This window comes from Pseudomonas sp. NPDC079367 (assembly GCF_044542195.1).
Taxonomy (GTDB): Bacteria; Pseudomonadota; Gammaproteobacteria; order Pseudomonadales; family Pseudomonadaceae; genus Aquipseudomonas.
The window spans coordinates 622,493-649,155 of the sequence record NZ_JBITTW010000001.1 but is presented as its reverse complement, the minus strand read 5'-3'; the positions used below and the strand labels follow the sequence as shown (position 1 = coordinate 649,155).

Sequence of the window (26,663 nt, the reverse complement as noted above, 5' to 3'; positions counted from 1 at the left end):
GTAACTGTTCATTTGCACCTGAGCGCTTTGGCTCGTTCCAATTGATGCTCTGCGAAACCGACTCAAGAACAACCTGGCTGTGAATTTCAAATCAACAAAAGGTAGGGTTCCCAATGAAAAGCAAAATTGCCGTGTCGGTATTGCTGGCCTCTGTGGCCTTCGGTGTTCAGGCCGCAGAGAACAATGTTGTCTGCGAAAAACCACTGCCGCTGTCGGCGCCTCAGGATGAATGGTCACTGTTTCAGGAAACGGTCAAGCGCGCGCCCGCGGTCATGGGCGATGTGCACCGTGAATATTATGGCAAAGGCCTGGATAACTTCGGCGACCTGCGTTTACCCAAAGGCAAAGGGCCGTTTCCGGTTGTAGTGGTGGTTCACGGTGGACGCTGGAGCGCTGATGTCAGCCTCGACTACATGGCGCCGGTCGCTGATCTGCTGACCAAGGCAGGTTTCGCGACGTGGAACATCGAATACAGCCGTGTGGGCAGTTATGGCGAATGGCCGAACTCTTTCAAAACGGTCGCGAGCGCGGCGGACAAGTTGCAGGAGCTGGCGAAGACGTACCCGTTGGACTTGAAGAAAACAGTCACCATCGGTCATTCATCGGGGGGCCATTACGCGCTGTGGCTGGCCGGTAGAAGTCTGTTGAAACCAGAGTCCGAACTGTATGCCGCGAACCCGTTGAAAATCTCCGGCGTGGTCGTGCTCGATGGTGTGGTCGACCTGGCCTGGTATGCGACCCTGCCCCGCGGCGATGTTCAGGCCAAGGTGCTTGGCAACATTCAAGGTGAGGCGCTGCAGAAGCGTTTGCAGGAAGTCTCCCCGGCGCAAATGCCACTGGTAAAAGTCCCGCAGGTATTCATCACCAATCAGAGTGACCGCTTTGCCTCCGTTCGCGATTACGTGAAGCGCGCAACAGCTGCCGGCGTGCAGTCGCGGTATGACGCGCTGTGTGATTCCAATCACTTTGCGCCCGTGAACACGGCCAACGCCGAGATGGCAGAGAAGCTGGTCAAGTACGTGTCCGAACTGTCCCGATAAAGTCTTGGTTAAGTGACTTTCGGTCGCTTCGTAACAATCCGCTATCGGCATATAAAAATAATAAAAGTTGAGGGTTATCCCTATGTGGCTTCCTGTAAAGAGTGGAGCTGTGCTGGCGTGTGTCTTGCCGGGCATGCTACTGAGTGTTGAAGCGCTGGCGGAGAGTTCCGACAGCGGTTTTTTAAAGGGAAGTTCTCTGACCCTGGATACCCGGCACTGGTATTCCAAAGAGATCGGCAGGCGAGACACGGTCTACCGTTATCGTACCGATGATGGGCCACGGGTTTCGCATGACCGAGTTGCCTGGCAACAGGGCTTCAAGCTGGGGTTTATCTCTGGGTATACACCTGGGACGGTGGGCGTGGGGCTTGATCTCGCTGCGTATTCGGTCGTTGCACTGGAGCGCAATCCCGCTGATGCGGCAGGCGGCAGTAACCGCATGCTGGTCAACAGCGACGGTGATGTCGAGCCGAGCTGGAGCCGCCTGGGCGTTGCCGCGCTGAAGTTGCGAATGGCTGAGTCGGAATTGAAAATCGGCCGTCATCAAGTGGCCAATCCCGTGATGAACTTTTCCGATACGCGTACCGTACCGGCGTCTTTTGATGGATGGTCGTTCGAAAACTCATCCATCAAAGGTCTGGTATTGAAGTCCGGTTATTTCTCGAAAATGGCGCCCCGCTATGCGGCCGGCACAGAGCCTATAGGGCTTCAATATGCAATGCGCCCGGTCAGCAGTGACTGGACCGCCTACGCGGGGGGTGATTACACCAGTGCGGGCGGGTTGAAGAGCAGTGTCTATGTTTCCCGTATTCAGGATATCTGGGACCGGGAATATCTAGGCATAGGCCGGGACTTCAAGACAGGAGAGATAAAAACCTCCGTCAAGTTGTCGGCTTACAACACTCAATCCAGCGGAAAACAAGAGGCCGGTTATATCGATCAGCAGGCCTATGGCCTGACGGTTATCCCCAGCTTCAAGAACCATACCGTCGAGTTTGGGCTGCAGAAAATAGTCGGCGATGAGTTCTTCGATTACGTCAAAGAATCGAATGCCATTTCGTTGCCCAATACCATGGTTTCCTATTTCAACGGGCCGAACGAAACCTCGTTTCAGGTCAAATATATCAACGACTGGGCGGCTTACGGCGTGCCGGGCTTCAAAAGCATACTTTGGCATACACGTGGCTGGGGCATTGACGGCACGGGTTACAACGCAGGCAGCAAAGGTGTTTATACCGCTTCACCGCTTCAGGATAACGAGCACCATAATGAAACCGGTGTTTTCGCCAGTTATACCGTCCAGGCAGCCGAACTGAAGGGGGCCAATATCCTTGCCGGCGACGCCTGGCATCGCGCGAGCAGTCATCAGGTCGAGGGCAACTTTGACGAGCTGCGGGTCATCGCGAAAATACCGGTGTCGTTGTTCTGAGATTCCACCGCGTCGCGCTTGGCCTGGTGGATATGCATCCTCCTGCCGCGCCTCTTCGGGTGCGCGGCAGGATGGTTATCGAAGGCTGCAATCAATCAAAGGGGGGACGCCCGCGACCAGCAGCTTTTGGCCGGAAGCGGTCGTTTGCGCTGGGTAAAAAAAGGCGCGACGCCGATGGAAAATTACTCCGCCAACCAGGATTTCATTTTTTATATCTGAAAAAAAACGGGCGCATTCCGGGCCCGTTTTTCATTTTTTTCCTCGATTTATTCTTTTAGGCTGTTCTACGTTTCGTTGATATTGACCCAGCAGACGCCTGTGACGATACCCCAATTACCCTTCTCGTTAGGCCTCCGCCAGTAAGCCTTGGGTTGGGCTCTCAAATACGCAAGTGCTTGTTCATAGTCAGCCATTTTACGCTCGTCTCCTTTGGGCCCTACGGTAAATCCTCCGGCGCTTTTTAATGTCGGCGAGAAGATGGAGCCATCTTTTGCTTTCGGTACCAAGAGAGACGAGGACACTACTTTTTTGATTCGATTACCTGGTCTTCTTCCTCGAACGGAGTGATCGTTTCTGCAAGCAATGCCTCACCAAATCCGAGAATTTCGGCGTAGCGCTTGCGAAGTAAACCCTCCCTCGCATCCAGGAAATCCCGGAAGCGCTCGATTTTGTAAAGCTCCGGCTCGGCCGGAATCGAGTGCTGATTAATGAACTCAGGGCTGCGGTCTGCCAGCCAAACTTCAAAAGCTGTATCCGATTTCTCGATGTTGTCGAGGTAAGGCAACAATTGCAGATTGCTTAACCGGTCTTTTCCGTGAAGGTAAGCGTCCACCTCCGACTCGGGAATACCTTGGCTCAGCAGCTTCGCCTTGGTCAGGCTGCCCTGAGGAAAGATGTGGTCGATATGGTATTGCGAGGTCCCCCAGCGGGTATCCGGATGCAGGAGGGAAATGGCGAAAAAGCAGGTCCATTCCTGATAGGTCAGGGACAGCAGATCGTCCAGGCTACGAGGGTCGGTGAAATCAATTTGGCTCTGCCTGCGTAGACCGATGAGCAACGCTTGTTCCGGGAAATCACTGGAGGTGGCCATGCTCTCCTGAATGATCTTTCGTGACTGACTGATGGTCCCGTCGGACGACCCGCCGAATGTACTTGCCAGCAATGCCTTGACGAGCCATCGGTGCATGGCGCGGACGGCGCCTACGTGAGTGGATTCGGTGGAATTGAAACGCATGGAAGTCTGGAAAAAATAATAAGCGATCGGCAATAGAGCGTTGGCGCTTGTCAGTGTCTCGCGATCAATGCCGAAGTCGTTGGTAAGGCGCACTGTCATTTCGAGGGCGGTTTTGATTCTGCCCCAGTTCTCGCGGATCAGATCCAGATTTTTCTTGGTAAAATTGGACACCTTGTACGCGTTCGGCAAATCCGACAACACCAGACAGGCCTTCATGACCCAGTCTTTGTCGAAATTGTTGTTGCGGGCCAGACCGGTGTTCAGGTAATCCACAAACCCATAAATTTCTTCCCGTGCGTTGAGATCTCCCCATGTCGTCGTAATGGTCGACAGCAACAAGTCGGACTTGCTGAGCTTGGTACCGCCTTCATTGGCACGGACAAAAATGTCCAACACTCGCTCCAGGGATCGACTGCTTTCGGTAAAAAAGGCGATGGATTCGTCCACCCAAATGGCGTGGTAGAGCTTCTTCAAGTTTCGCTCGACGATCTTGCGATCCACACGACTGATGTCTTTCTCTTCCAGCGTTTCCAGAGTTTTTTCCAGGTAAGTGTCGAATTGATCCTTGTCCGCAAACTGCATAATGCTGCTGACAGGGAACCAGTGCGCATTTTCCCGATCGGTCGGTGGCGAGGTGAAGAATGACAAGCCGAAGGACACATCAGATTCGGCCTCCTCGTCGCTGGCATCCTTCATCAAATCGAGGTATAGATTTTGTCGTACCCAAGAGTCGGGGTTTTGCCAGCGCTTCCCCTTGAGCTTGACCTTGTAACTGCCCCGCAATCCAATTAGCAGTGACGTCAGTCGTTGCTGACCGTCCAGTACCAACGTCAGGTGTTGGTCGTTGATCTTGGCCTCTTCGTTATGGAAGTCACCAAATTTGAAATCTTCGACAAACTTATAAATATCGAGTTTCTCAGCTTGAGAAGGATCTATATCCCAGAAAAGAAAAGAACTGATGGGGTAGCCTTTAAGCAAGCTGTCGAACAGGCGAACAATCTGTTCCGGTGTCCATACGTAGGGACGCTGAATAGCTGGCAGGTAGTAGTCACGATTCAAGCGGCGGATGACGGCCGCAATGGTGCTGGATTTGTAGGCCATAGTTCGTCCTTGGAGTGCACGTGAAGCGGAAGAGGCAAAGGGAGGGTGAGACTCTGGATCGACGTTAGCTCAGACACTTGAAGGCCGCAACAGAATGGGTTGTGAGAGTGCTCATTCATTTTTTCGCATTTATGCAGGCGATGTGATGTTTGGGAGTTGGGCTCGAAAGAATTGAGGAAGACAAATACGAAGGGGAGATATCTTTTATGGACAATAAACTGACATCTAAAGTCGCGGTCATTACAGGTGCGGCTCAAGGGATTGGCGCCGCAATTGCTCGAGGTTTCATAGAACACGGCTGCTTTGTTTACCTCACTGACTTAAACGACGAACTGGGGACAGCGGCTGCGAGCGCATTGGGAAAACGTGCCGCTTATCTGCATCTTGATGTGCGGTGTGAAGAAAATTGGCAGCGAGTAACCACCCAAGTCGTGGAGACACACGGCAGCCTTGATGTATTGGTAAATAACGCGGGCATTACCGGGTTTGAGCAGGGGGTTGTCCAGCATGACCCCGAGCATGCGCGTCTGGAGGACTGGCGTGCCGTGCATGAGACTAATCTCGATGGGGTGTTTCTCGGCTGTAAATACGCCATTCGCGCCATGCGCCGTACCGGGGCTGGCTCCATTATCAATATTTCCTCTCGCTCCGGGCTGGTCGGAATTCCTGGCGCGGCTGCCTATGCATCGTCCAAAGCTGCCGTTCGCAATCACACCAAAACGGTGGCGCTTTACTGCGCCGAGCAGGGATTGAAAGTTCGATGCAACTCGATCCACCCGGCCGCCATCCTTACTCCAATGTGGGAGCCAATGTTGGGCACTGATGCAGGTCGTGAAGAGCGAATGGCTGCACTTGTTCGAGACACTCCTCTCAGAAGATTCGGAATGCCCGAAGAAGTCGCGGCGGTGGCCCTGTTATTAGCCTGCGATGAAGCTGCGTACATCACCGGTAGTGAGTTCAACATTGATGGCGGTCTGCTGGCGGGGTCAGCAGCGACGCCAATAGCGTCGGATGACAGCGAACGCTGAAACTGGAGATGGGAACGCGCGCTCCTGCAGCTCAGGGAGGCTGGAGCTTCTGGATAAGATGCTCACGATTTGCGCGCGATTTAGAAGGTCTGCATGCAGGTGAACTGGCGACGGCTGGAACGACTCGCTATGCCCGCAAGTCGTACCTGTTTACGAACATCTCAAGGTACGGCGCAATGGATAAGACAATCACCGTGGATCAACTGGCTACCACCGATCTGGGATCAATCAACGAGATATGGCTCGGCGGAACTCATACCCAGTTATGTCTGTGGCGCGCTGAACAAGTCTTCACCCATGAGATGCTCAGCGAGGGTACCCATGATCAGAATGTTCAACGCCTGTGCTTGCAATTAGTTAATCCTGACGATCGCGACGCGGTGGCCCGTGTTGAAGCGATCGCGCGCGAACGGCTAAAAGAAATGGGCAAGCAGGGCGAGTTTTATCCGGCCGAGAACGCGGACACTCATCAATAGTCGCGCTGCATCTGCTAAAGAATAGGGAGGCGCTAGTGCGCTGTTGCCAAAGCAGCGCCTCAAGCGTGTTCTTCAACCCTGCGCACATCACCCAACGAATCACGCTGCATCGACTGCAGATTCTTTTCGATGGTTTCGCACAGTGCTTCCATTTGAATCTGGTGTTCGCTGTGGCGAAACGGGCTTTGCAGATCGGTGCCGATGCGCTCGATGGCCAGCAGCATGAATCCTACGACGGTCGAGGCCAGCGGCGTGAACCAGCCCAGAGATTCGACCAGGCCCACCGGTACGATCAGGCAGAACAGCGAAATGAACAGTCGTGGAAAATAAACGTAAGGGTAGGGCAGCGGGGTATTGGCGATCCGCTCCATGCCGCCCTGACTGTTGGACAGGTCCACCAGCGTGGACTCAAGCCGTGCCAGGCGAATACTGTCGAGATGCCCGGCCTTGTATTCCCGAGCAAGCAACGTCGCCGAGCCGGTAAGAATGTCGTTGGCAAAGTTGTTGGTCGTGCCACTGCGGGCGAACTCTTCGGCGGGAATGAAAGCCCGTACCTCATCGGGACACGGTTGGCCCTGCAGATGCGCTGCGAGGCAATTCACATAGGCAACGTGACGACGCAAAAGGGTCGACTTGACCGGATTCACCTCGCTGCCGGCATCGTCCAGCAGCGTCAGCACCTGCCGGGCGAAGCTACGGGAATTGTTGATCATCGACCCCCACAGCGTCCGCGCTTCCCACCAGCGGTTGTAGGCGCTGCTGTTGCGAAAGCTGATCAACACGATCAGCGCCGAACCGAGCAAGGTCAGTGGCATCAGCGGCAGGTTCAACTTGGTGTTGAGAAACAGCATGAAGTCTACGGTGACGGCGATGTCCCAGAGCAGCAACCAGAACAAAGCCCAGCCTACGTAGCCCAGGGTCTTGATGATCAGACGGTATTTTTTGACGATGGCAGCTCTCAAACGGAAACCTCGCGGCGAGCAGTTTGCTTAAACGCTTAAGCTCGGACGATGTCTGGCACCGGCAGTTCCGTAGTGCAGCAGTCAACCGTCAGTCAATGTGCGAAGCCTGGCCATTCGAGTTGCCAATGCTGGAGAGAAAGATTCGGGTATCCCGATTAGATCGCAGATGAACCACACGGCAAGCTGACGGCGCCGTTAACGCGAATTGGCGCATGTGGGCCCGTGATGTGTTTCTCGTCTGCCACATGAACCTGAGAAACTTTGGCAGGTTCGCCAGCCGTTCGGGGCAGTTTTCCGGCAAATCTGCCCGAGACTGACCACGATGAAGCAGCGTTCTGCGCAGCACGCGCAAGAAGCGAAGCGTCGCCGACCGGTCGATCCAGATCAGTAGATCGGCACGGGCCACGCGGTTTTCCCAAGTAGTTGAATGGCCACCCTCGAATATCCAGCGATCGCGCGCCTCGACCTCCAGGCATAATCGCGTCTTCTCATCCCGGCTTCTTTCGATCCAGCCTGGCTGCCAATGGATCGTGTCGATATGCACCACCGGCAAACCCGTGCGCTCACTGAGCTTACGCGCCAATGTACTTTTGCCAGACCCTGGTTGACCGACAATCATCACGCGTTGCATCGAAGCTCCTTCTCGCTCTGCAAGCTGTATTTTGGGGCGGGCGATTCTACGGCAATGGCTGTCTCGGTCAATGCCGTGCCGAACCTGCTGGATTACTCACAATGAGCCGAGTGCCGCTGCCGTAGTGCCTGGGTTAGCTTTCGTATCTGTTTACATTTTCGCGACCACAGCCATGACTGATCGTCAGATCATTGTTCCAGACAGCATGAAGTTGCTTTGCGAGCGTGCCGGTCATGCGCCCGCTGTAAAGGTCGGGTACCGAGTCGGCAATTTTCAGAACTCCGTGCCAGTGCGCCTCATCACTGATTTTGAACTTTGCTTTGCGCGCCATTTCCATTGTTTGAGGTGACAAGCATCCAGCTCCGCGCACCGCAGCTGACTATCACACCTGAACCAAGGAATGAACGTGACTGCTCCCACTCATAAACCTTCTCTGCGCCGGGCCATTACTTTCCCGATGCTGTTTCTGTTTATTCTCGGCGATGTACTCGGCGCGGGTGTTTATGCACTCGCCGGCACGATCGCAGGAGAAGTGGGTGGCGCAATCTGGGTGCCGTTGCTGATTGCACTGTTCTTCGCCATGTTGACGGCGGGTTCCTACGCAGAGCTGGTGACCAAGTACCCCCACGCTGGCGCGGCTTCGGTTTTCGCTGAAAAGGCATTCAAGTCACCGCTTGTTTCATTCCTTGTCGGTTTTTGCATGCTGGCGGCTGCGGTCACCAGCGCAGCGGGTTTGTCGCTGGCTTTTGCCGGCGATTACCTCAACGCCTTCGTCGACGTATCACCGCAGATTGCAGCCCTGGTGTTTCTTCTGGCTATTGGCCTGCTCAACGCGCGGGGGATCAAGGAGTCGCTCGGGGCGAATCTGGTGATGACCGTGATTGAGCTGTCCGGGTTGATTCTGGTGATCGTCGCGGCTGTCTGGTATTTGCGCACGGGGGAGGCGGATCTTGGCCGAACGCTCACGTTCAAACCTGGCGTGAGTCCCATGCTGGCGGTGCTGGGGGCGGCATTGTTGGCGTTTTATTCCTTCGTCGGTTTCGAAACTTCGGCCAACCTGGCCGAGGAAATCAAGGACGTGCGCAAGGTCTACCCGCGCGCCTTGTTCGCCGCTTTGCTTACCGCTGGTGTGGTTTACATGGCGGTGGGTGTGGCGGCTTCGTCGGTTTTGCCTACCGAGAAGTTGGTGGCCACGTCGGCGCCTTTGCTCGAAGTTGTCCGCGCATCGACCCTCGCAATCCCGCCGGCGCTGTTCTCCTTTATTGCGCTGATCGCTGTGGCCAACGGTGCGCTGTTAACCATGATCATGGCCAGTCGATTGACGTATGGCATGGCCAATCTGGGGCTGTTGCCGGGCGTTTTGGGTGCGGTGCTGCCTGAGCGAAAAACCCCGTGGGCGGCCATTGTCGCAACCACCCTTGTGGCCATTGCCCTGACGCTCACGGGTACTTTGGCAACGCTGGCAGAGACGGTGGTTTTGTTGTTGCTGTTCGTGTTTCTGAGTACCAACGTGGCGGTACTTGTCCTTCGGCGCGACAGGGTCGAGGAGGATCACTTTCGTGTGCCGACCTTTGTCCCGGTGCTTGCGATCGTGTCGTGTCTGGTGTTGCTCAGTCAGCAGGGTTGGGAGACCTGGTTGCGGGCGGGGGCGTTGATCATTGTCGGGATGTTGCTGCACGGCTGTTCTCGCATCAATTTTTCCGCGATCAGTAAGGCCGGGTAGTGCGGCGGTCTGATGGATTGGTGTCGTTTGTGCGAGCGTCTCCGCGAGCAGGCTCGCTCCCACAGTGGTGGGCGGGCTGGCAACATTCATGAACCAACACTCATTGTCAGTCTGCGGGCGTGTGAGTAAGCTGCCGACATGAATCAGACCTCCGCTTCCCCATCATTTCCCGGCCCGCGTGGTCCCGTCGATCACGACATTCGCGATCAGATTGTCGCGGCCGCCAACGAGCACTTCAGCCAGTACGGCTACGCCAAAACCACGGTGTCCGATCTGGCCAAGGCCATTGGTTTCTCCAAGGCGTACATTTACAAATTCTTCGATTCCAAGCAGGCGATTGGCGAAGCCATCTGCGCGAACTGTTTGGGGCAGATCGTTGCGGCGGTCGAGATAGCGATCAACGAAGCGGGCCTGACGCCCACCGAGCGCTTTCGCCGGCTGGTAAAAACCGTGATCGCCACCGGGGTGAACCTGTTCTTCAACGACCGCAAGCTTTACGACATCGCAGCCTTTGCAGCGGGTGAGAATTGGCCGAGTGCGCAGCGTTACGATGCGCAGATCAAACGCTTTATCACCGACATTGTGCGTGAAGGGCGCGAGGCCGGTGAGTTCGAGCGCCGCACGCCGTTGGACGAGACTGTCGAATCGATCCACTTGGCCCTGCGGCCCTTCGTCAATCCGCTGCTGTTGCAACACAACCTCGATTTTGTCGAAGTGGCGCCCGCGCTGACTTCCAACCTCATCTTGCGCAGCTTGATGCCTTGACCCTCTGCTGATCCGAATACTCGGATCAGTCGCCCCACACCCGTTCCCGTCTTGATGCGTCGGCTTCGAGAAAACCTTCAAATGGCCAGAGCGTGACTATTGACTGATATGGTCACTCGGATAGCATGGCCGCTGCTGTGCAGATATTCCATTTCCGAGACAACCCTAGAGTTCACACAATGAAAAAAACAATGCTCAAGCGCCCGGTTGGGCTGGCTGTTGTTCTTGCGTCCTCCAACATCATGGCGGGCGGTTTCGCACTCAATGAACAAAGCGTCAGCGGCATGGGATCGGGTTTTGCCGGTCGCTCTTCTTCGGCGGAAGACGCCAGTACCGTTTTCGGCAATCCGGCGGGCATGGCGCGGCTCAAGCGCAAGCAGGCGAGCGTGGGGCAGGCCACGCTGTTCGCGAAGTCCGATATCAGCCAGACCCGCAGCACGTTTGGCGGCCAGGAAGACGGCGACATGGTGCCGACCACCACGGTGCCGATGGGTTATTACGTCAAGCCGATCGATGAGCACTGGGCGTTCGGCGTCGGATTCTACGTGCCGTTTGGTCTGATCACCGACTATGGCAGTGGCTTCGCGGGCCGCTATTACGCCAATAAAAGCGAAGTCACCACGTTGACGTTCCAGCCGACCATCAGCTATGCCTTCAACGACAAGGTGTCCATCGGCTTTGGCCCGACCATCAATCGCATCAGCGGCGAGCTGTCGGGGATGGTGGCCAATCCGCTGAGCCCCGGGCGCAATGACGGCAAAGTCAAAAGCACCGGCGACGATACCGCGCTGGGCTTTAACGCAGGCGTCATGGTGCAGGCGACCGGGCAGACCCGCTTGGGCCTGACCTATCATTCCAAGGTCAGTTACCACCTCGATGCGAAAACCAAACTTACCGATGGCATCTTCAACGTGCTCGGCGTCAGTGGCCGCAGCTATGACGCATCGCTGGACGTCGACACCCCCGAGTCTGTGGACTTCTCGGTGACTCATCAGCTCAATCACGACTGGACGCTGTATGCCGGCAGCACCTGGACGCGCTGGAGTCGCTTCAAAGAGCTGACGATCGAAAACAGTGGATTGCCGCCGCTGCTCAGCGGCCAGTTGGGGACGATCAGCGAAGAGCAGAACTGGCACGACACCTGGGCCCACGCCATCGGCGCGGCGTACCGGTTGAACAATCAATGGGTGCTGCGTAGCGGATTCTCGGTTGATCAGTCTCCGGCGAACAACACCAATCGGGGGCCGCGTATCCCAACGGGCGATCGCAAGGTCTTCAGCCTCGGCGCCGGTTGGACGCCAGCGGAGAATGTCACCGTCGATGTCGCCTACTCTTATCTTTGGGAAGAGAGCGTTGAGATCAATGACAGCTCGACAGGCAAAGGTTCGTACAGCGCCAAATACAAAAACAGCGCCAGCGGCCTCGGTACTTCTGTCAGCTATCGCTTCTGATTCAGCGCAAAAAAACGAGCCTTTAGTGACTGTTGACGTTATCGGTCACAAGACTGAGAATATGATGATCATCCTATTTTCAGTAAAGGAATTCCATGCGCCGGCTCCGACCTTTCCCCCTCGCGGTATGTTTGTTGCCCTTGGCCCTGACGGCGTGCGGGGATTCTTCCAACGCAAAAGATCCGCGCACCTTGGCGCCCATTGTCAGATCGGCGCCGGTGCAACCGGCAGAAAATGGATCTCGATCATTCACCGGCGTCGTAGCGGCGCGCATCCAGGGCGATCTGGGCTTTCGTGTCTCGGGCAAGGTGCTCGAGCGGCTGGTCGATACCGGTCAAACGGTCAAGCGCGGCCAGCCGCTGATGCGCCTCGACCCGATCGACCTTGGCCTTCAGGCGCGAGCGCAGCAAGAGGCCGTTGCGGCCGCTCGCGCCCGCGCCAGACAGACCGCCGATGACGAAGCGCGCAATCGCAAACTCGTCGCCGCCGGCGCTATTTCGGCATCGGCCTACGATCAGTTCAAAGCCGCCGCTGACACCGCCAAGGCGCAACTCAATGCCGCTGTGGCGCAAGCGGACGTAGCGCGCAACGCCTCGGGTTACGCGGTTTTGGTGGCGGATGCTGACGGCGTGGTGGTGGAAACCCTCGCCGAGCCCGGGCAGGTCGTCAGCCCGGGTCAACCGGTGGTTCGCTTGGCACGCGCCGGCCAGCGTGAAGCCATCGTCCATTTGCCCGAGACCTTGCGTCCCGCAGCAGGCTCCACCGCCCAGGCCAAACTGTATGGCGATACGTCGGCTGCGGTCAGCGCAAGGCTGCGATTGCTTTCCGATTCGGCCGACCGCACCACCCGCACCTTTGAGGCGCGCTATGTGCTGGAAGGCAAGCTGGCCTATGCGCCGATCGGCTCGACGGTCACCGTCGAAATTGCCCAGGGTTCTGCGCCAGAACAGGCGTTGAAAGTGCCCATCGCCGCCATTTACAACCCGGGCAAAGGCCCCGGCGTGTGGGTCATCGCCGGCACACCGGCAAAAGTGAGCTGGCGCCCGGTTGAGGTCCTGGGCCTTAGCGATGACTCGGCTCGGGTTGCCGGCGCGCTCCACATCGGTGAGCCGATTGTGGCGCTGGGTGCGCATCTGCTGCGCGATGGCGAAGAAGTGCGCTTGTCAGCGCGCGACGATGGTCAGGTTGCCGGGAGCCGTCCATGAGCGAGGGCCGGTTCAACCTCTCTGCTATCGCCGTTCGCCAGCGCGCGATCACGGTGTTCCTGATTTTTCTCATCGCCGTTGCCGGCGTCCTGTCGTTCTTCAAATTGGGCCGGGCGGAAGATCCGCCGTTCACGGTCAAGCAGCTAACGGTGATGACCGCATGGCCCGGAGCGACCGCGCAGGAGATGCAGGACCAGGTCGCCGAACCCCTCGAAAAACGCTTGCAGGAACTGAAGTGGTACGACCGCTCGGAAACCTATACCCGCCCAGGGCTGGCGTTCACCGTAGTGTCGTTGCTCGACAGCACACCGCCGTCGCAAGTGCAGGAAGAGTTTTATCAGGCACGCAAAAAGCTCGACGATGAAGCGATCAGGCTGCCGGCGGGTGTTATCGGGCCGATGGTCAACGATGAGTTTTCCGATGTGACCTTCGCGCTGTTCGCCTTGAAAGCCAAGGGCGAGCCGCAGCGCTTGCTGGTGCGCGACGCGGAAACATTACGCCAGCGCCTGTTGCACGTTCCCGGGGTGAAGAAGGTCAACATCATCGGCGAGCAGGCCGAACGGATCTTCGTCTCGTTTTCCCATGATCGGTTGGCGACGCTGGGCCTGTCGCCGCAGGACATCTTCGCCGCGCTGAATAATCAGAACGTACTGACGCCCGCAGGGTCCGTCGAAACCAAAGGCCCAGAGGTGTTTCTACGCGTCGATGGTGCGCTCGACACGCTGCAGAAAATCCGTGACACGCCAGTTGTCGCGCAGGGGCGAACGCTCACGCTGTCTGACGTGGCCACGGTTGAGCGCGGTTATGAAGACCCCGCGACCTTTCTGGTGCGCAACAATGGCGAAGAAGCGCTGTTGCTTGGCGTAATCATGCGCGAGGGCTGGAACGGTCTTGATCTGGGCAAGGCGCTGGATGCCGAGACGGTCAAAATCAATGGGGAAATGCCCCTCGGCATGACCCTCTCCAAAGTCACCGATCAGGCGGTGAACATCGACTCGGCCGTGGGCGAGTTCATGGTCAAGTTCTTTGTCGCGCTGCTGGTAGTCATGCTCGTGTGCTTTCTGAGCATGGGCTGGCGTGTCGGCGTAGTGGTAGCAGCGGCGGTGCCGTTGACCCTGGCGATCGTGTTTGTGGTGATGGCGGCCACCGGCAAGAACTTTGACCGGATTACCCTGGGGTCGCTGATCCTCGCGCTCGGGCTGCTGGTAGACGATGCAATCATCGCCATTGAAATGATGGTGGTGAAAATGGAGGAGGGCTACGACCGCATCAAGGCCTCCGCTTATGCCTGGAGCCACACGGCGGCGCCGATGCTGGCCGGTACGCTGGTGACGGCGATTGGCTTTCTGCCGAACGGCTTTGCGCAGTCCACGGCGGGCGAGTACACCAGCAACATGTTCTGGATTGTCGGCATCGCGCTCATTGCTTCGTGGGTCGTCGCCGTGGCATTTACGCCTTACCTTGGGGTGAAGCTGTTGCCCGACATCAAAACAGTCGAGGGCGGGCATGCGGCGATCTACGACACGCCGCGCTACAACCACTTTAGGCGGATTCTGGCGTGGGTGATTACGCGCAAATGGCTGGTGGCGGGCATGGTGGTTGCGCTGTTTGCGGTTGCGATTCCGGGCATGGGGCTGGTGAAAAAACAGTTCTTTCCCACCTCTGACCGCCCCGAAGTGATGATCGAAGTGCAGATGCCCTACGGCACGTCCATCGAGCAGACCAGCGCCGCAGCGGCCAAGGTCGAGGCCTGGCTGCAAAAGCAGGATGAAGCGAAAATCGTCACGGCCTATATCGGCCAGGGCGCGCCGCGGTTTTTCCTGGCGATGGCGCCGGAGTTGCCGGATCCATCGTTCGCCAAAATCGTTGTGCTGACCGACAACCAGGACGCTCGTGAAACCCTCAAGTTGCGCTTGCGCGAAGCGGTGGCCGAAGGTCTCGCGCCAGAGGCTCGCGTCAGGGCAACGCAGATCGTGTTCGGGCCGTATTCGCCATTTCCGGTGGCCTACCGGGTGACGGGGCCTGATCCGGCGAAATTGCGCGACATCGCCGAGCAGGTCAGGGCGGTGATGCAGGCCAGCCCGATGATGAGAACCGTCAACACCGACTGGGGCCCGCTGACGCCGACGCTGCATTTCAACCTGGATCAGGATCGTTTGCAGGCAGTGGGGCTGACGTCCAGCGCAGTCGCCCAACAATTGCAATTTCTGCTCAGCGGCGTGCCGATCACGGCGGTGCGCGAGGATATCCGTTCCGTGCAGGTCGTTGGCCGTGCGGCGGGCAATATCCGTCTGGACCCGGCGCAGATCCAAGGCTTTACGCTGGTCGGTGCGGCGGAGCAGCGCATCCCGTTGTCGCAGATCGGCCAGGTCGAAGTGCGCATGGAAGACCCGATCCTGCGCCGCCGCGATCGCACGCCGACCATCACCGTGCGTGGCGACATCGCCGAAGGCCTGCAGCCTCCGGACGTCTCGGGCGTGATCATCCAGCAGTTGCAGCCGATCATCGCGCAATTGCCGTCCGGTTACCGGATTGAACAGGCGGGTGCAATCGAAGAGTCCGGCAAGGCCGGCAAGGCGATCCTGCCGTTGCTGCCGATCATGATCGCCATGACCTTGCTGATCATCATCGTCCAGGTGCGTTCGATCTCGGGGATGATCATGGTCTTCCTCACCTCGCCGTTAGGCTTGATCGGTGTGGTGCCGACGCTGCTGATCTTCAACCAGCCATTCGGCATCAATGCGCTGGTCGGGCTGATTGCGCTGTCAGGGATTCTGATGCGCAACACGCTGATCCTGATCGGGCAGATTCATCACAACGAGCAGGAAGGCCTCGCGCCGTTTCATGCCGTGGTCGAAGCGACAGTGCAACGGGCGCGGCCGGTATTGTTGACCGCGCTGGCGGCGATTCTGGCGTTTATTCCGCTGACCCATTCGGTGTTCTGGGGGACGCTGGCGTACACGCTGATTGGCGGCACGTTTGTCGGCACGATTATCACACTGGTATTTCTGCCGGCAATGTATGCGATCTGGTTCAGGATTCGGCCTGAGAACAAGGGGCATTCGGACACTGTAAAAACTGCCTGAGCAGATGATTCGAGGTCTCTGGGCTGGCCTCTTCGCGGGCAAGCCTGCTGCCGCATAAACCGTTTGGTTACGCAGAAAGGGCGGCCGTCTGAGACAGTGCGGCCGCTTCTCGTCTCACTCGGCCAATTCGATCAGTTCGCCACCGTCCTTTGTCAGCCGCTGCAAAAACGCCTGTGCATCCAGCAACTGATACGGAAAATACAGCCCCGGCTCGACCGGTGGCTGCCCGTCCAGCCCAAGCAGTCGCTCCAGCAGCATGGCCACGCTGAGCCCGGTCAACGCCGCCGCACCTGAGCGATGAACCAGGGCGTGCCGTGTGCGCAAGGGTTGCTCTTCGTGGTCCGTTCCCGCGAGTTCGATGAGTATCTCGGTCGACATCGGCTGGCCCTGGCGCCGGGTCGAGCTGACGCCGCTGGCGAGGTTGAACTCAACGTTCGCAGCGTCCGTGGCAGCGGCGAGGCCGGTGACGTCGATGGAGGAAAAGCCGCTGCCGTGCAGGGTCGTGCCGTCGACGGCGCGGAAACTGACCTTGGCATCGTCGCCTTCACGCCAGATGAACTCGCCGTCGCGACGAGTCAGTGCGGCGGGCAGCATTTTGTTCAGGTGTTCGAAATCGACGGCCACAGTCGGGCCACCGCCGTCCTGTTCGTCAACCAGCGCATGGATGCAGATGTCGTGCACGTGGGCGAACACCTTGGCGATGTGCAGCGTTGCCACGGTGGTCGCACCGACCATCCATTCGTAGCCGAGCACAATCGGCGACGCGTCGGGTGTGTGCATGAAACGGGCGATTTGCGGTGCGATTTCGAACACACCGGAAGAAATGCTCAAGTGTGGCACCTTGCGGTTTTGTGCAAAGCGCAGCCCGGCGAGGGCATGGTCCATGTAGAAGAGGGCGATGGCGCTGACGGGACGATCACCCAGCCCAAGGTCTTTTGCGCGAGGATCGATGACCACACCTTGGGCATTGCCGATTTGCTCGGCGGCTTGCTCTGCCTTGGCGAGGTCGCGTCCGCCGATCAGCAACGGAACGTTCGGGTGCGCCGCGCGCAATGCGCGGGCCGTCTGGTGGCCGATGGCGCCGGAACCGCCCATGAACAGAATGGGATGAAGTGGCATGAATCCTCCTCATTTTTTTCTGGATTGAAGCGTGCGTGGGTCAGATAGCCTAGCACGCACTTTGCTCATCGCCCGTTTCGTCGCTCGCCGTTCCGACGAACGCCGGCAGGCAAATCCGCTCGCTCCACTTCGCTCAGTAGCGCCAGAAAACCGGAGTGATCAGCACCAGAACAGTCAGTATTTCAAGCCGTCCCAACAGCATGCCTACTGTCAGCAGCCACTTTGCGGCGTCGGGTAGCGATGAGAAGTTGCCGGCGGGGCCGATGATCGTGCCCAGGCCGGGCCCGACATTACATACCGCAGTGGCGGCGCCGCTCAATGCGGTGGTCCAGTCCAGCCCGATCAGCGCAAGCCCCAGTGCGATCAAGGCGATGGTGATGGTAAAGAAAAAGGAGAACGTCAGGAGCGAGCGCAGAATGTCTTCGTCGATCGGGTGGCCGTTGTATTTTTTCTGAATGACGGCGCGGGGGTGGATCAGTTGCTTCAAGCTACTGACCAAGAGGGCCGCAGCGACCTGGAAACGGAAAATTTTCAGGCCGCCAGCCGTCGAACCTGAGCATCCGCCAACAAACGTCAGGTAAAAGAACAGCAGAACGGCAAAGCTGCCCCATAGCGTGTAATCGCCCACGGCAACACCCGTCGTCGTGACCACCGAGGTGACATTGACCGCGACAATCCGAAACGCATCCAGCCATGAGTGTTCGCTGTGTACGTATAGCCATGTCCCCACGGCCAGCCAGGTCGCGACCAGAAATCCAATGAAACCCCGCACCTGCTTATCCTTGATCAAGGCAAACCGGTGTCCACGCAAGGTCGCAACGTAAAGAGTAAACGGCAGGCTGCCCAGAATCATGATGACAACGGCCACCCAGTGAATCGCTGGCTGCGTCCAATGCCCGAGTGAGGCATCGGAGGTCGAGAAGCCGCCCGTGGAGATTAGCGACATGGCGTGATTGAGCGCTTCAAACGGCGTCATCCCGGCAGCCCAGAGGGCGATTGCACCGATGCCAGTCAGGCTCAGGTACAGGATGAGAATGTATTTGGCGGCGACGTGGGAGCGTGGCGTGACTTTTTCTGACCAATCCGAGGATTCGGTCTGGAACAGCCGCATGCCCCCCACGCGCAACAGGGGAAGGATGGCCACTGCCATGCCGATGAAGCCGATGCCTCCAAGCCAATGCAACATCGAACGCCAGATCAGCAAACCCGGTGAGGCCGTATCCAGTCCGGACAGGACGGTAGAGCCGGTTGTCGTGATGCCGGACATCGTTTCGAAGAAGGCGTCGGTGTAGCTGATATGGCTGATCAGCACCATGGGCAATGCCGCGAAAGTGCACACAACTACCCAGCTGCCGGTCGTCAGCAGATACATGTCTCTGGGCCGTAACTGAGCGGTCTCGGGTCGGCCCCGAACGACCAGCAGAATGCCGCAGGTGAATGTGACAAGACTGGCCCAAAGGAACGCCGACAGATCGTCACTGCGATCGAAAACGAGCAGCGTGACCATCGGAATGGCCATGCTTACCGCCAGCGTGATCAGGAAAATACCCAGGATAAAGGCGATGAGCCGCAGTGCTGCGAGTGACATGAAAGGTAGCCCGAAAAATCAACGCCGCGCAGTATCGGCCGGCTCGCGGTTATGCCCCGTAAAATTTGCGTAAAAATTACGGGGCATGTAAAGGCGCGGCGGCAGGTTGATTCACAGGTCTGGGCGCCTGGCCCCTGCTGCCACCGCCTGGTTCAGCCCACCAGATGAAGGAACTGCATGTGCCGCTCGTATTGATCGAGGATATCTCCGATCACCTCTTCGCGTGACCAGCCCATGATGTCCTTGTCTTGCCCACCTTCTCGCAAATGCACTTCGGCCCTGAAGTATTTGCGATCCTCATCCTGAGTGTCACCCATGACGAAACTCGGCATTGCGTAGGGGTGTGGGCGCACTTCATAAATGAACTGGGGGTTGTCGGCACTGCCGACGCTGAGTCGGACGCTGCTGTCTTCCAGGTCTTCGACATTGCACACGTAGCCCTGCTTTCGCCATTCCTCAGCCACCGACAGACACGCCGGTTTCGCCGTCTCGGTAATGAAGCGAAGCACATGTGAACGCCGCGGGAACATGGCCATGGTCCGCAGCCTGCGTTGCCAGCTTCCCGGGCTGCGGCTTACCCCGGGCGACATCGACTGATAACGCAGTCCGCGTTTGGTCGCGTCAAGTTTCAAGGCTTTGAGAAGACCTCGCATGCTGAAAAGCAGGGTAATGGTGAACGGCAGGGCGCTGGCGATGGTCGCGGTCTGCAAAGCCTTCAGACCATCTGCCAGGAGCAGAGCAATGGCAACCAGGCCCATGCTCGAAGCCCAGAACACGCGCTGCCATACCGGCGTGTTTGCCGATCCGCCCGAAGCCAGCATGTCGACAACCATCGCGCCGGAGTCTGCCGAGGTGACGAAGAACACCACGACCATCACGACGGCGACGAGCGAGATCACTCCTGAAAACGGGAAATGCTGAAGGAAGGCGAAGAGCGCGAGGGAGGTGTCCTTATCAATGGCTGCGCCCAGGTCGGTGATGCCTTCGGTGAGAATCATGTGAATGGCGGTATTACCGAACACGGTCATCCACAACAGCGTGAAGGCTGCGGGAACAAGCAACACACCCATGACGAATTCGCGGATGGTGCGGCCTCGGGAAATGCGTGCGATGAAGAGCCCGACAAAGGGCGACCAGGCCAGCCACCAACCCCAGTAGAACAATGTCCAACCGCCGATCCAGTCGGTGGGTTGGTAGGCATAAAGGTTCAACGTTCTGCTGACGATTTCGGTGAGATAGCCACCGGTGTTCTGCACGAAGGTTTGCAGGATGAGCACCGTAGGGCCGAGTACGATCACCATCAACAACAGCAGCACAGCCAATCCGAGATTGAGTTCCGAGAGGCGGCGCACTCCTTTGTCCAGACCGGTGACAACCGAAACAGTGGCGAGCCCGGTTGTGACGACGATCAAGATGATCTGCACGGTGGTGTTGATCGGGACGCCGAACAGCGCGTTCAGACCTGTGTTGATTTGCGCAACACCGAAACCCAGGGACGTCGCGACCCCGAGCACCGTGCCGATGATGGCGAAGATGTCGACGGCATGACCTATCGGCCCGTAGATACGATCTCCGATCAATGGATAAAGGGCTGATCTGAGCGTGAGCGGCAGGCCGTGACGATAACTGAAATAGGCCAGAATCATTGCCACGATGGCGTAGATTGCCCAGGCATGCAGGCCCCAATGGAAGAAGGTGATCTTCATTGCTTCGCGTGCAGCCTCGACGGTGTTGCCGTCGCCGACTGGCGGGTTGAGAAAATGCATGACCGGTTCGGCCACGCCAAAGAACATCAGGCCGATCCCCATACCGGCCGAGAACAGCATGGCGAACCAGGTTGTGCTGCTGTAATCGGGGCTGCTGTGGTCGGGGCCGAGTTTTATATCGCCGTATCGGCTGATACCGAGAAACACCACGGTCCCAAGGATGATCGCTACAGCGAGAATGTAGAACCAGCTGACATTGGTGATGATCCAGCTTTGAACTTCGGCAAACACCAACTGAGCGTTGGCCTGGAAAACACTGGCATAGATAACCAGCAATAGCAGGATGATCCCCGATGTATAAAAAACCGGTGGGTTGAGCGTAGGCGTGGTTTTTGGGTCGGCCTTGTCTGTCATATGAATCTCCTCAGGACGATCTCAGCGAATCGTGTTCCTCTGTACGCTTATGCAGGGCGTTGCAGATGACTCTGCACATCAGTGGTCGTTCCGTTCAGAGGTGATATCAAAATAGACGCTCGCAACGCTTTCGTTTCGGATCCTGGATCCAATGATTGACTCACTATATCGCTCGCCGACAAACGGTAGGCTCAGGCTATTGCTAGAAGTGATGGCGCAATGACATATTGCAGCACCTTTCCTCACTTCAAGATGTACCGAAAATGCGCCCCCTCAAGTCACTTGTTGCAGCGTCGATGCTGCTCAGCGGGTGCAATGGAATGCCAGTCGCTTTTGTTCAGGATCCTGTTTTAGACCAAGCCTTTGTCGTTCACTCCGGCGCGCCTTTGCCTTACCTGCTGATGGGTTCGGCTGTGCAATGGAATGAAGATTTCGCGGTGACGGTGAAGCACATTCCTTACTTGTCGGGCACGGTGTTCCAGGGCCAGGCAGACGTGCAGTTCTTCCGCCACAAGGCCAATAGCGTGCCGGCGTGGCGCGGTTACAAGCCGGGCGAAGAGCTGACCTCGGTGGGGTTCAATTCGCTGTACATGTCGGTCAAGGGCACCGGCCAGGCCTTGCCGGCCATGGTTCGCCTCGACGTCAAAGAGGGCAACGTGCTTTACGGCACCCACAATGGCGCGCTGGCCAAAGGCATGTCCGGCGGGCCGGTATTTTCCGCCGATGGCAAAGTGGTTGGCATCAACGTGGCATTCCTCACCCGTGATGACGTCAGTCGGCTCAAACGCCCGGACCTGATCGATCAACCGCGCGTAAGCATTTTCCTGCCGTACGCGGAAATCAATCGCGAATGGTCGCGCTATCAGGCCAGCATCACCCCGGCAGCGCCACCAGCGACCAAGCTGGCCAGCCGTTGATCAGCGTTCGCGCAACGCTTCGCGGGCGCGATTGAGCGGTTTGATCAGGTAGTCGAGCACGGTTTTTTCGCCGGTACGGATGTCCACCGTGGCGATCATCCCGGGCACGATGGCGAAGCGTTTGCCGGCCTTGTTGCGCAGTTCATCCGAAGCGGTGCGGATGAATACGCGGTAATAGAAGATCTCCGGTTTGGCTTCGTCCTGAATCGTGTCCGGCGAGATTGTCACCACTTCGCCGTCGAGGCTGCCGTAGATCGAGTAGTCGTAAGCGGTGATTTTCACTTTCGCTGCCTGGCCAGGATGAATGAAGGCAATGTCGCGCGGCGAGATGCGTGTCTCGATCAGCAGTTGCTCATCCAGCGGCACGATCTGCATGACCTGGCCGTTGGGCGCAATCACGCCGCCAATGGTGCTGACTTCGATGTCCTTGACGATGCCGCGCACCGGCGAGCGCAGGGTCAGGCGTGACAGCGAGTCGGTGCGACCACGGATCACCGCTTCGAGCATCTGCGCCTCGGCGTTGGCTTTGGCCAGATCTTCGCGGGCGCGGACCATGTAATCGGAACGCGCTTCGGTGGCCTTCAATTCAAGCTCCGAGCGCTGGCGGGTCAGACGCAAGACTTCGACCCGGCTGGAGGCGCCGATCTTCGCCAGATTTTCGGTGATCGCCAGTTCGCTGCGCACCAGTTTCAGCGAACTCTGAATGCCGTCGAGGGTTTGCGCCAGACCTTTGCGCCGGGTCTGGTAGAGCTCGGTTTCGGCACGGATCAAATCGGGGAAGTCCTGCAACGAGGGATCAAACGTCAGCGGTTTTTCGCTGACTTCAGCCTGCAAGCGATTGACGCTGGCCAGCGCTGCACGGTACTTGGCCGCGCTTTCGCCGACGTTGGACTGGTTTTTCACCGGGTCCAGTTGGGCCAGAATCTGCCCGCGCTCGACCAACGCACCTTCGCTCACATTGAGCTGCTCGAGGATGCCGCCCTCCATCGACTGGATCACTTGTTCGCGAGAGCTCGGCACGACCTTGCCGGTGCCGGTCGATACCTCGACGATTTCAAACCACGCCGCCCACGCGATGAAACAGGCGAGCATCAACGCGCACCCCCAGATCACTTTCGCGCCGCCGGCGAGCGCGCGCTCATCGTGGCCGTCGAGATAGGACATCGGGTCTGGCACATCGGTCAGCATCGGTTTCATACCGCCACTCCTTTGCCGGGAGCGCGCAACCGCGCGAGCGCTGCGTCGCGGTGGTCGTCAATGACGATGCGGCCGTAGTCGAGGACGATGATCCGCTCGACCAGTTGCAACACACTGACCCGGTGCGTGGCGACCACCAGCGTTCGGCCCTGGGTCCAGGTCGCGAGTTTTTCCAGCAGCAGACGTTCGGTGACGTCGTCGAGTGCAGCCGTCGGTTCGTCAAGCAACAGCACTTGTGGCTGACGCAACAACAAGCGCGACAGCAACAAGCTCTGGCGCTGACCGCCGGACAGGCCGAGGCCGCCTTCAAGCACCAGATGATCCATGCCTTTGGGCAACTGACGAACGAAATCCAGTGCGCCGGTAACGTTCAACGCCGCGATGATTTCCTGGTCACTGGCCTGACCGGCGCCGAGGGTGATGTTGTCGCGCAGGGTGCCGTGAAACAGCCGTGCCTGTTGCGACAGCAGGCCGACGTCGCGGCGCAGGTCGGCCGGATCCAGATGCGCCAGGGCGATGCCGTCCAGCGTGGTTTCGCCGCTGCTCAGATCCATTGCACCGCCCAAGGCCTGGAGCAACGTTGATTTGCCGGCGCCGTTGCGGCCGAGCAGGGCGATGCGCTCGCCGGGGCGGATGGTCAGATCGATGCTGTTGAGCGCCGGGGCCGATTCTTCGCTGTAGCGGAAACTCGCCTGGCGCATCCGGTAGTCGCCGCGAATCGCCGGCAGGTGCACGCGCTGGCTGCCTTCGGGATGATCCACCGGCATCTGCATGATCCGGTTCAAGCCTTCGAGCGCGACTTTGGCCTGCTGCCAACGGGTGAGCACGTGGGTCAGTTGTGCCATCGGCCCCATCATCCGTGACGACAGAATCGACGCCGCGACGAGGCTGCCGGTGGTCAGGTCGCCGGCAATCACCATCGGCGCGCCGAACACGATCACCACCGCAAACACGCCGCCCTGCACATTCTGCGTCCAGGCCACGAGGCTGTTGGTCAGGGAGCGCAAACGCAAGCTGCTGTCCGCCGAGGCGGCGTTGTACTGATTCCACTGTTGCTGGAAACGCTGCTCGGCCTGCAATGCCTTGATGTCGTCGAGGCCCTGAATACTTTCCACCAGCATGGCGTTGCGCAGCGCCGCTTCACGCATCGACGCATTGGCCAGTTTGGCCAGACGCGGTTGCGCGATGATTCCGGGCAACAGCATGAACACCAGCGCCACCAATGGAATCAGCACCAGCGGACCGCCGATCAAATAGAACACCAGCAGGAACAGCAAAAAAAACGGCATGTCCGCCAGCGCCGTGGCGGTGCTTGAAGTGATCAGATCGCGGATCTGCTCCAGCTCGCGCAGTTGCGAAATGAACGAGCCGGTGGACTTGGGCCGGGCGGAATTACGCAAGCGCAGCGCATGACCGAAGACCAGATCGGACACCCGCAAGTCAGCGCGCTTACCCAGCACATCGGTAATGCGCAGACGCAGAATGCGCATGACGAAATCGAACAGCAGCGCCAGCATCACCCCGCCGAACAGCACGTACAGGGTCGGCAGCGATTCGGCCGGAATCACCCGGTCATACACCTGCATGGAAAACAGCACCCCGGCCATGCCCAGCAGGTTGGCCACCAGTGAGGCGATCATCACTTGGCTGTAAGGGCGCAGATCGGTGAGGACGATGCGCCGGAACCAGTGTTCGTCGTAGGGCTTGATGTAGTCGTTGGTGCGCACGTCGGCCACCGGTTGCGTCGGGCGCAGAATCACCGTGCGCAGCGCCTGCTCGGCGAGCGCGCCAGCCTCCATGCGACTCTGCAAACCTTGATCGCCACTGAAGCCGATGCCCAGTTCGCCGTTTTCGCCGATGCTTTCCAGCACGCCGACCTGACCGTCGCGCAGTTGCACCACCAGCGGCGTGCGCCAGCGGCTCAGGCTCTTGTTGTCGAATACCGCGAATTTCACGCTCAAACCGGCCTGACGCGCCATGTGCCGAACCACTTCTTCGACGCGGCCTTCGCTGTGCACCGAGGCCAGACGCACGCTTTCCGGCGAGACGTCGAGGCGATAGTGACGGGCGACCTTGAGCACCGCTTCCAGCCACGGTGAATAATCCTCGCGAGCTTCGGCAGCGGCGGGTTCGGGAACAGTGATGCTGGCATCGGTCATGGCAGGATCTCGACATTCTGGATGGCGCTGTGGTCGATGCCGAAGACCCGGCGAATCGCACCGCTGTTGTAGAAGCAGTCGATCTGCAGGCGTTGCAGATCGGCTTGGGTGTTGACCAGATCGAAGCGCGACTGATGGATTTCCTGCTCGGCGTTGAGCAGGTCGAGCAGCGGCCGCGTGCCCAGCTCCAGGTACTGGCGGCCATACAACATGCGCGCCTCGGTGATGCTGGTCTGGCGAAATTCCAGCGAGCGCAGCCGACGGTTCAAGCCCGAGGTTTGCGCCTGGGCTTCAGCCAGACCCTGGCGCGCTTGCAGGCGGGCGAAGTCTTCGGCCGAATCCGCTGCGGTCAGCGCATGCCCAGCGGCGCGGCTGCGCGCACTGATCGCACCGCCCTGATAGATCGGCACTTCGAGATTGAGGAAGATCCCGACCTGGGTGCGATCGGCGCGCGAGTTTTGCTCGTCGTAGTTGTTATCAAGGTATTGGTTGACCGAGGGTTGCAGCGACAGCGTCGGGTAGGCCTCGGCTTTGGCCTGGGCCAGCTCGGCTTGGGCCTGGGTGCGCTGCGCGGCAGCTTGCAGGACGGCGGGCAGGGTGTCGGAGATTTGCGAGGCGTCACAGGCCTGAGTCAGCGTCGGCGCGGCGGCGTCGCTGACTGCTGGCGGCGTGCGTCGTCCGAGCAGACTGGTCAGGGTCGCTTGCCAGCGTGCATATTGCGCCTTGAATTCCTGCAACGTGGCCGTCGCGCCTTCGGCCCGCGACTGCGCCTGAACCATATCGGAGCGGGTGCTGGCGCCCATGTCGCTGCGTTGCTTGGCCAGGTCGACGATGCCGCCGATGCCCTGAATCTGTTCGCGCGCAACCTTAAGCAGACGCTGATAACGCTGCACTTCGATGTAGGCCCTGGCGGTGTCGCGGGCGATGTCGTCGATCGCCAGCAGAATTCCGGCCTGACTGCGCGCCACCCGCGCCCGGGCGGCGTCGACTGAACTGGAAACCTTGCCAAAGTCATACAGCATCTGCTTGAGGGAAATGTTCACCGACTGGCTGCCAGCATCGCTGCCGTAACCGCTGGTGTAACCACCCTTGATGCCGCCGGTGACCTGCGGGTAATAGCCGGATTCGGCGACATTGACCCCTTCGCCTTGCTGGAACAGGGTGCCGATGGCTTCGCCGATGCGTGGGTGCCAGTCCACGGCCAGCCTGACCGCTTGTTCCAGCCCCAACGCATCGGCAGACGCTTTGGAAGCAAGGGCAGGGCGCTGACGATAGTCCTTGCCTGCCGGTTGTTGCAGTTGCGACGGGCTGATGCTCCGCAAGCTGCTGTCGAGATTGTCGTCGGCGCGAACGCCGACGGTGAAAGCGGGGTAGAGGCCGATGGTCAACAGGACCACCGGCCATTTCTGGCGAAAAACTGACTCCACAGACT

At 58.7% G+C, this 26,663-nt stretch carries 20 protein-coding genes; 10 read left to right on the top strand and 10 right to left on the bottom strand.

Annotated features, from left to right (window positions below):
* Nucleotides 1-113: 113 nt before the first annotated feature.
* Nucleotides 114-1,040 (top strand): S9 family peptidase, encoded by a 927-nt coding sequence (locus tag ACIGDJ_RS02670; RefSeq protein ID WP_101162409.1) that lies wholly within the window; start codon nt 114-116, stop codon nt 1,038-1,040.
* Nucleotides 1,041-1,122: 82 nt separating this feature from the next.
* Nucleotides 1,123-2,469, top strand: coding sequence for an OprD family outer membrane porin (locus ACIGDJ_RS02665; RefSeq protein ID WP_397478264.1), 1,347 nt, complete (start codon nt 1,123-1,125; stop codon nt 2,467-2,469).
* Between the two features lie 520 nt (nt 2,470-2,989).
* Here ACIGDJ_RS02665 and ACIGDJ_RS02660 read toward each other — a convergent pair.
* Nucleotides 2,990-4,804, bottom strand: a complete 1,815-nt coding sequence (locus ACIGDJ_RS02660; RefSeq protein ID WP_312998707.1) for a DUF262 domain-containing protein — start codon at nt 4,802-4,804, stop codon at nt 2,990-2,992.
* A gap of 206 nt (nt 4,805-5,010) precedes the next feature.
* On the opposite strand from ACIGDJ_RS02660, the gene ACIGDJ_RS02655 reads away from it, so the two are divergent.
* Both ACIGDJ_RS02655 and ACIGDJ_RS02650 read left to right on the top strand, forming a co-directional pair.
* Nucleotides 5,011-5,832: a glucose 1-dehydrogenase gene (locus ACIGDJ_RS02655; RefSeq protein ID WP_101162403.1), complete on the top strand. Its 822-nt coding sequence runs from the start codon at nt 5,011-5,013 to the stop codon at nt 5,830-5,832.
* Between the two features lie 176 nt (nt 5,833-6,008).
* Complete coding sequence (locus tag ACIGDJ_RS02650) at nt 6,009-6,308, top strand: hypothetical protein (RefSeq protein WP_397478263.1); 300 nt, start codon at nt 6,009-6,011, stop codon at nt 6,306-6,308.
* Between the two features lie 59 nt (nt 6,309-6,367).
* Here ACIGDJ_RS02650 and ACIGDJ_RS02645 read toward each other — a convergent pair whose 3' ends face one another.
* The 3 genes from ACIGDJ_RS02645 to ACIGDJ_RS02635 form a co-directional block, all read right to left on the bottom strand.
* Nucleotides 6,368-7,270 carry a bestrophin family protein gene (locus ACIGDJ_RS02645; RefSeq protein WP_101162399.1) on the bottom strand — a complete coding sequence of 301 codons (903 nt, stop codon included), beginning with the start codon at nt 7,268-7,270 and terminating at the stop codon, nt 6,368-6,370.
* Between the two features lie 88 nt (nt 7,271-7,358).
* Complete coding sequence (locus ACIGDJ_RS02640) at nt 7,359-7,901, bottom strand: AAA family ATPase (protein ID WP_397478262.1); 543 nt, start codon at nt 7,899-7,901, stop codon at nt 7,359-7,361.
* 133 nt (nt 7,902-8,034) lie between these two features.
* Nucleotides 8,035-8,253, bottom strand: coding sequence for a hypothetical protein (locus tag ACIGDJ_RS02635; protein WP_312998722.1), 219 nt, complete (start codon nt 8,251-8,253; stop codon nt 8,035-8,037).
* A 48-nt stretch (nt 8,254-8,301) separates the two neighbouring features.
* Between ACIGDJ_RS02635 and ACIGDJ_RS02630 the strand changes: the two genes are divergently transcribed.
* From ACIGDJ_RS02630 to ACIGDJ_RS02610, 5 genes are all read left to right on the top strand, one after another.
* Complete coding sequence (locus ACIGDJ_RS02630) at nt 8,302-9,624, top strand: APC family permease (RefSeq protein WP_101162397.1); 1,323 nt, start codon at nt 8,302-8,304, stop codon at nt 9,622-9,624.
* 138 nt (nt 9,625-9,762) lie between these two features.
* Nucleotides 9,763-10,389, top strand: coding sequence for a TetR/AcrR family transcriptional regulator (locus tag ACIGDJ_RS02625; RefSeq protein WP_101162395.1), 627 nt, complete (start codon nt 9,763-9,765; stop codon nt 10,387-10,389).
* 179 nt (nt 10,390-10,568) lie between these two features.
* Nucleotides 10,569-11,840: an OmpP1/FadL family transporter gene (locus tag ACIGDJ_RS02620; protein WP_397478261.1), complete on the top strand. Its 1,272-nt coding sequence runs from the start codon at nt 10,569-10,571 to the stop codon at nt 11,838-11,840.
* Nucleotides 11,841-11,935: 95 nt separating this feature from the next.
* Nucleotides 11,936-13,045, top strand: a complete 1,110-nt coding sequence (locus ACIGDJ_RS02615) for an efflux RND transporter periplasmic adaptor subunit (protein ID WP_312998733.1) — start codon at nt 11,936-11,938, stop codon at nt 13,043-13,045.
* Entirely contained in the window at nt 13,042-16,131 is a 3,090-nt protein-coding gene (locus ACIGDJ_RS02610; protein WP_101162389.1) for an efflux RND transporter permease subunit, read from the top strand. The genes ACIGDJ_RS02615 and ACIGDJ_RS02610 overlap by 4 nt, the downstream gene beginning before the upstream one ends.
* A 114-nt stretch (nt 16,132-16,245) precedes the next feature.
* On the opposite strand, the gene ACIGDJ_RS02605 is transcribed toward ACIGDJ_RS02610, so the two are convergent.
* The 3 genes from ACIGDJ_RS02605 to ACIGDJ_RS02595 form a co-directional block, all read right to left on the bottom strand.
* On the bottom strand, nt 16,246-17,250 hold the full coding sequence (locus ACIGDJ_RS02605; RefSeq protein ID WP_101162387.1) for a saccharopine dehydrogenase: 1,005 nt from the start codon (nt 17,248-17,250) through the stop codon (nt 16,246-16,248).
* 133 nt (nt 17,251-17,383) lie between these two features.
* On the bottom strand, nt 17,384-18,838 hold the full coding sequence (locus ACIGDJ_RS02600; RefSeq protein WP_101162385.1) for a TrkH family potassium uptake protein: 1,455 nt from the start codon (nt 18,836-18,838) through the stop codon (nt 17,384-17,386).
* A 152-nt stretch (nt 18,839-18,990) separates the two neighbouring features.
* The gene (locus ACIGDJ_RS02595; protein WP_397478260.1) at nt 18,991-20,958 is read right to left on the bottom strand and encodes a BCCT family transporter; all 1,968 of its coding nucleotides are present in this window, start codon (nt 20,956-20,958) and stop codon (nt 18,991-18,993) included.
* 296 nt (nt 20,959-21,254) lie between these two features.
* On the opposite strand from ACIGDJ_RS02595, the gene ACIGDJ_RS02590 reads away from it, so the two are divergent.
* The gene (locus tag ACIGDJ_RS02590; RefSeq protein WP_397504513.1) at nt 21,255-21,875 is read left to right on the top strand and encodes a trypsin-like peptidase domain-containing protein; all 621 of its coding nucleotides are present in this window, start codon (nt 21,255-21,257) and stop codon (nt 21,873-21,875) included.
* Here ACIGDJ_RS02590 and ACIGDJ_RS02585 read toward each other — a convergent pair whose 3' ends face one another.
* Genes ACIGDJ_RS02585 through ACIGDJ_RS02575 form a run of 3 tightly spaced genes read right to left on the bottom strand, consistent with a single transcriptional unit; the run spans nt 21,876 to nt 26,658 of the window.
* Nucleotides 21,876-23,063, bottom strand: coding sequence for an HlyD family type I secretion periplasmic adaptor subunit (locus tag ACIGDJ_RS02585; RefSeq protein ID WP_397478370.1), 1,188 nt, complete (start codon nt 23,061-23,063; stop codon nt 21,876-21,878).
* 5 nt (nt 23,064-23,068) lie between these two features.
* Complete coding sequence (locus ACIGDJ_RS02580; RefSeq protein WP_397478258.1) at nt 23,069-25,231, bottom strand: type I secretion system permease/ATPase; 2,163 nt, start codon at nt 25,229-25,231, stop codon at nt 23,069-23,071.
* Nucleotides 25,228-26,658 (bottom strand): TolC family outer membrane protein, encoded by a 1,431-nt coding sequence (locus tag ACIGDJ_RS02575; protein ID WP_397478257.1) that lies wholly within the window; start codon nt 26,656-26,658, stop codon nt 25,228-25,230. The genes ACIGDJ_RS02580 and ACIGDJ_RS02575 overlap by 4 nt, the downstream gene beginning before the upstream one ends.
* Nucleotides 26,659-26,663: the final 5 nt, after the last annotated feature.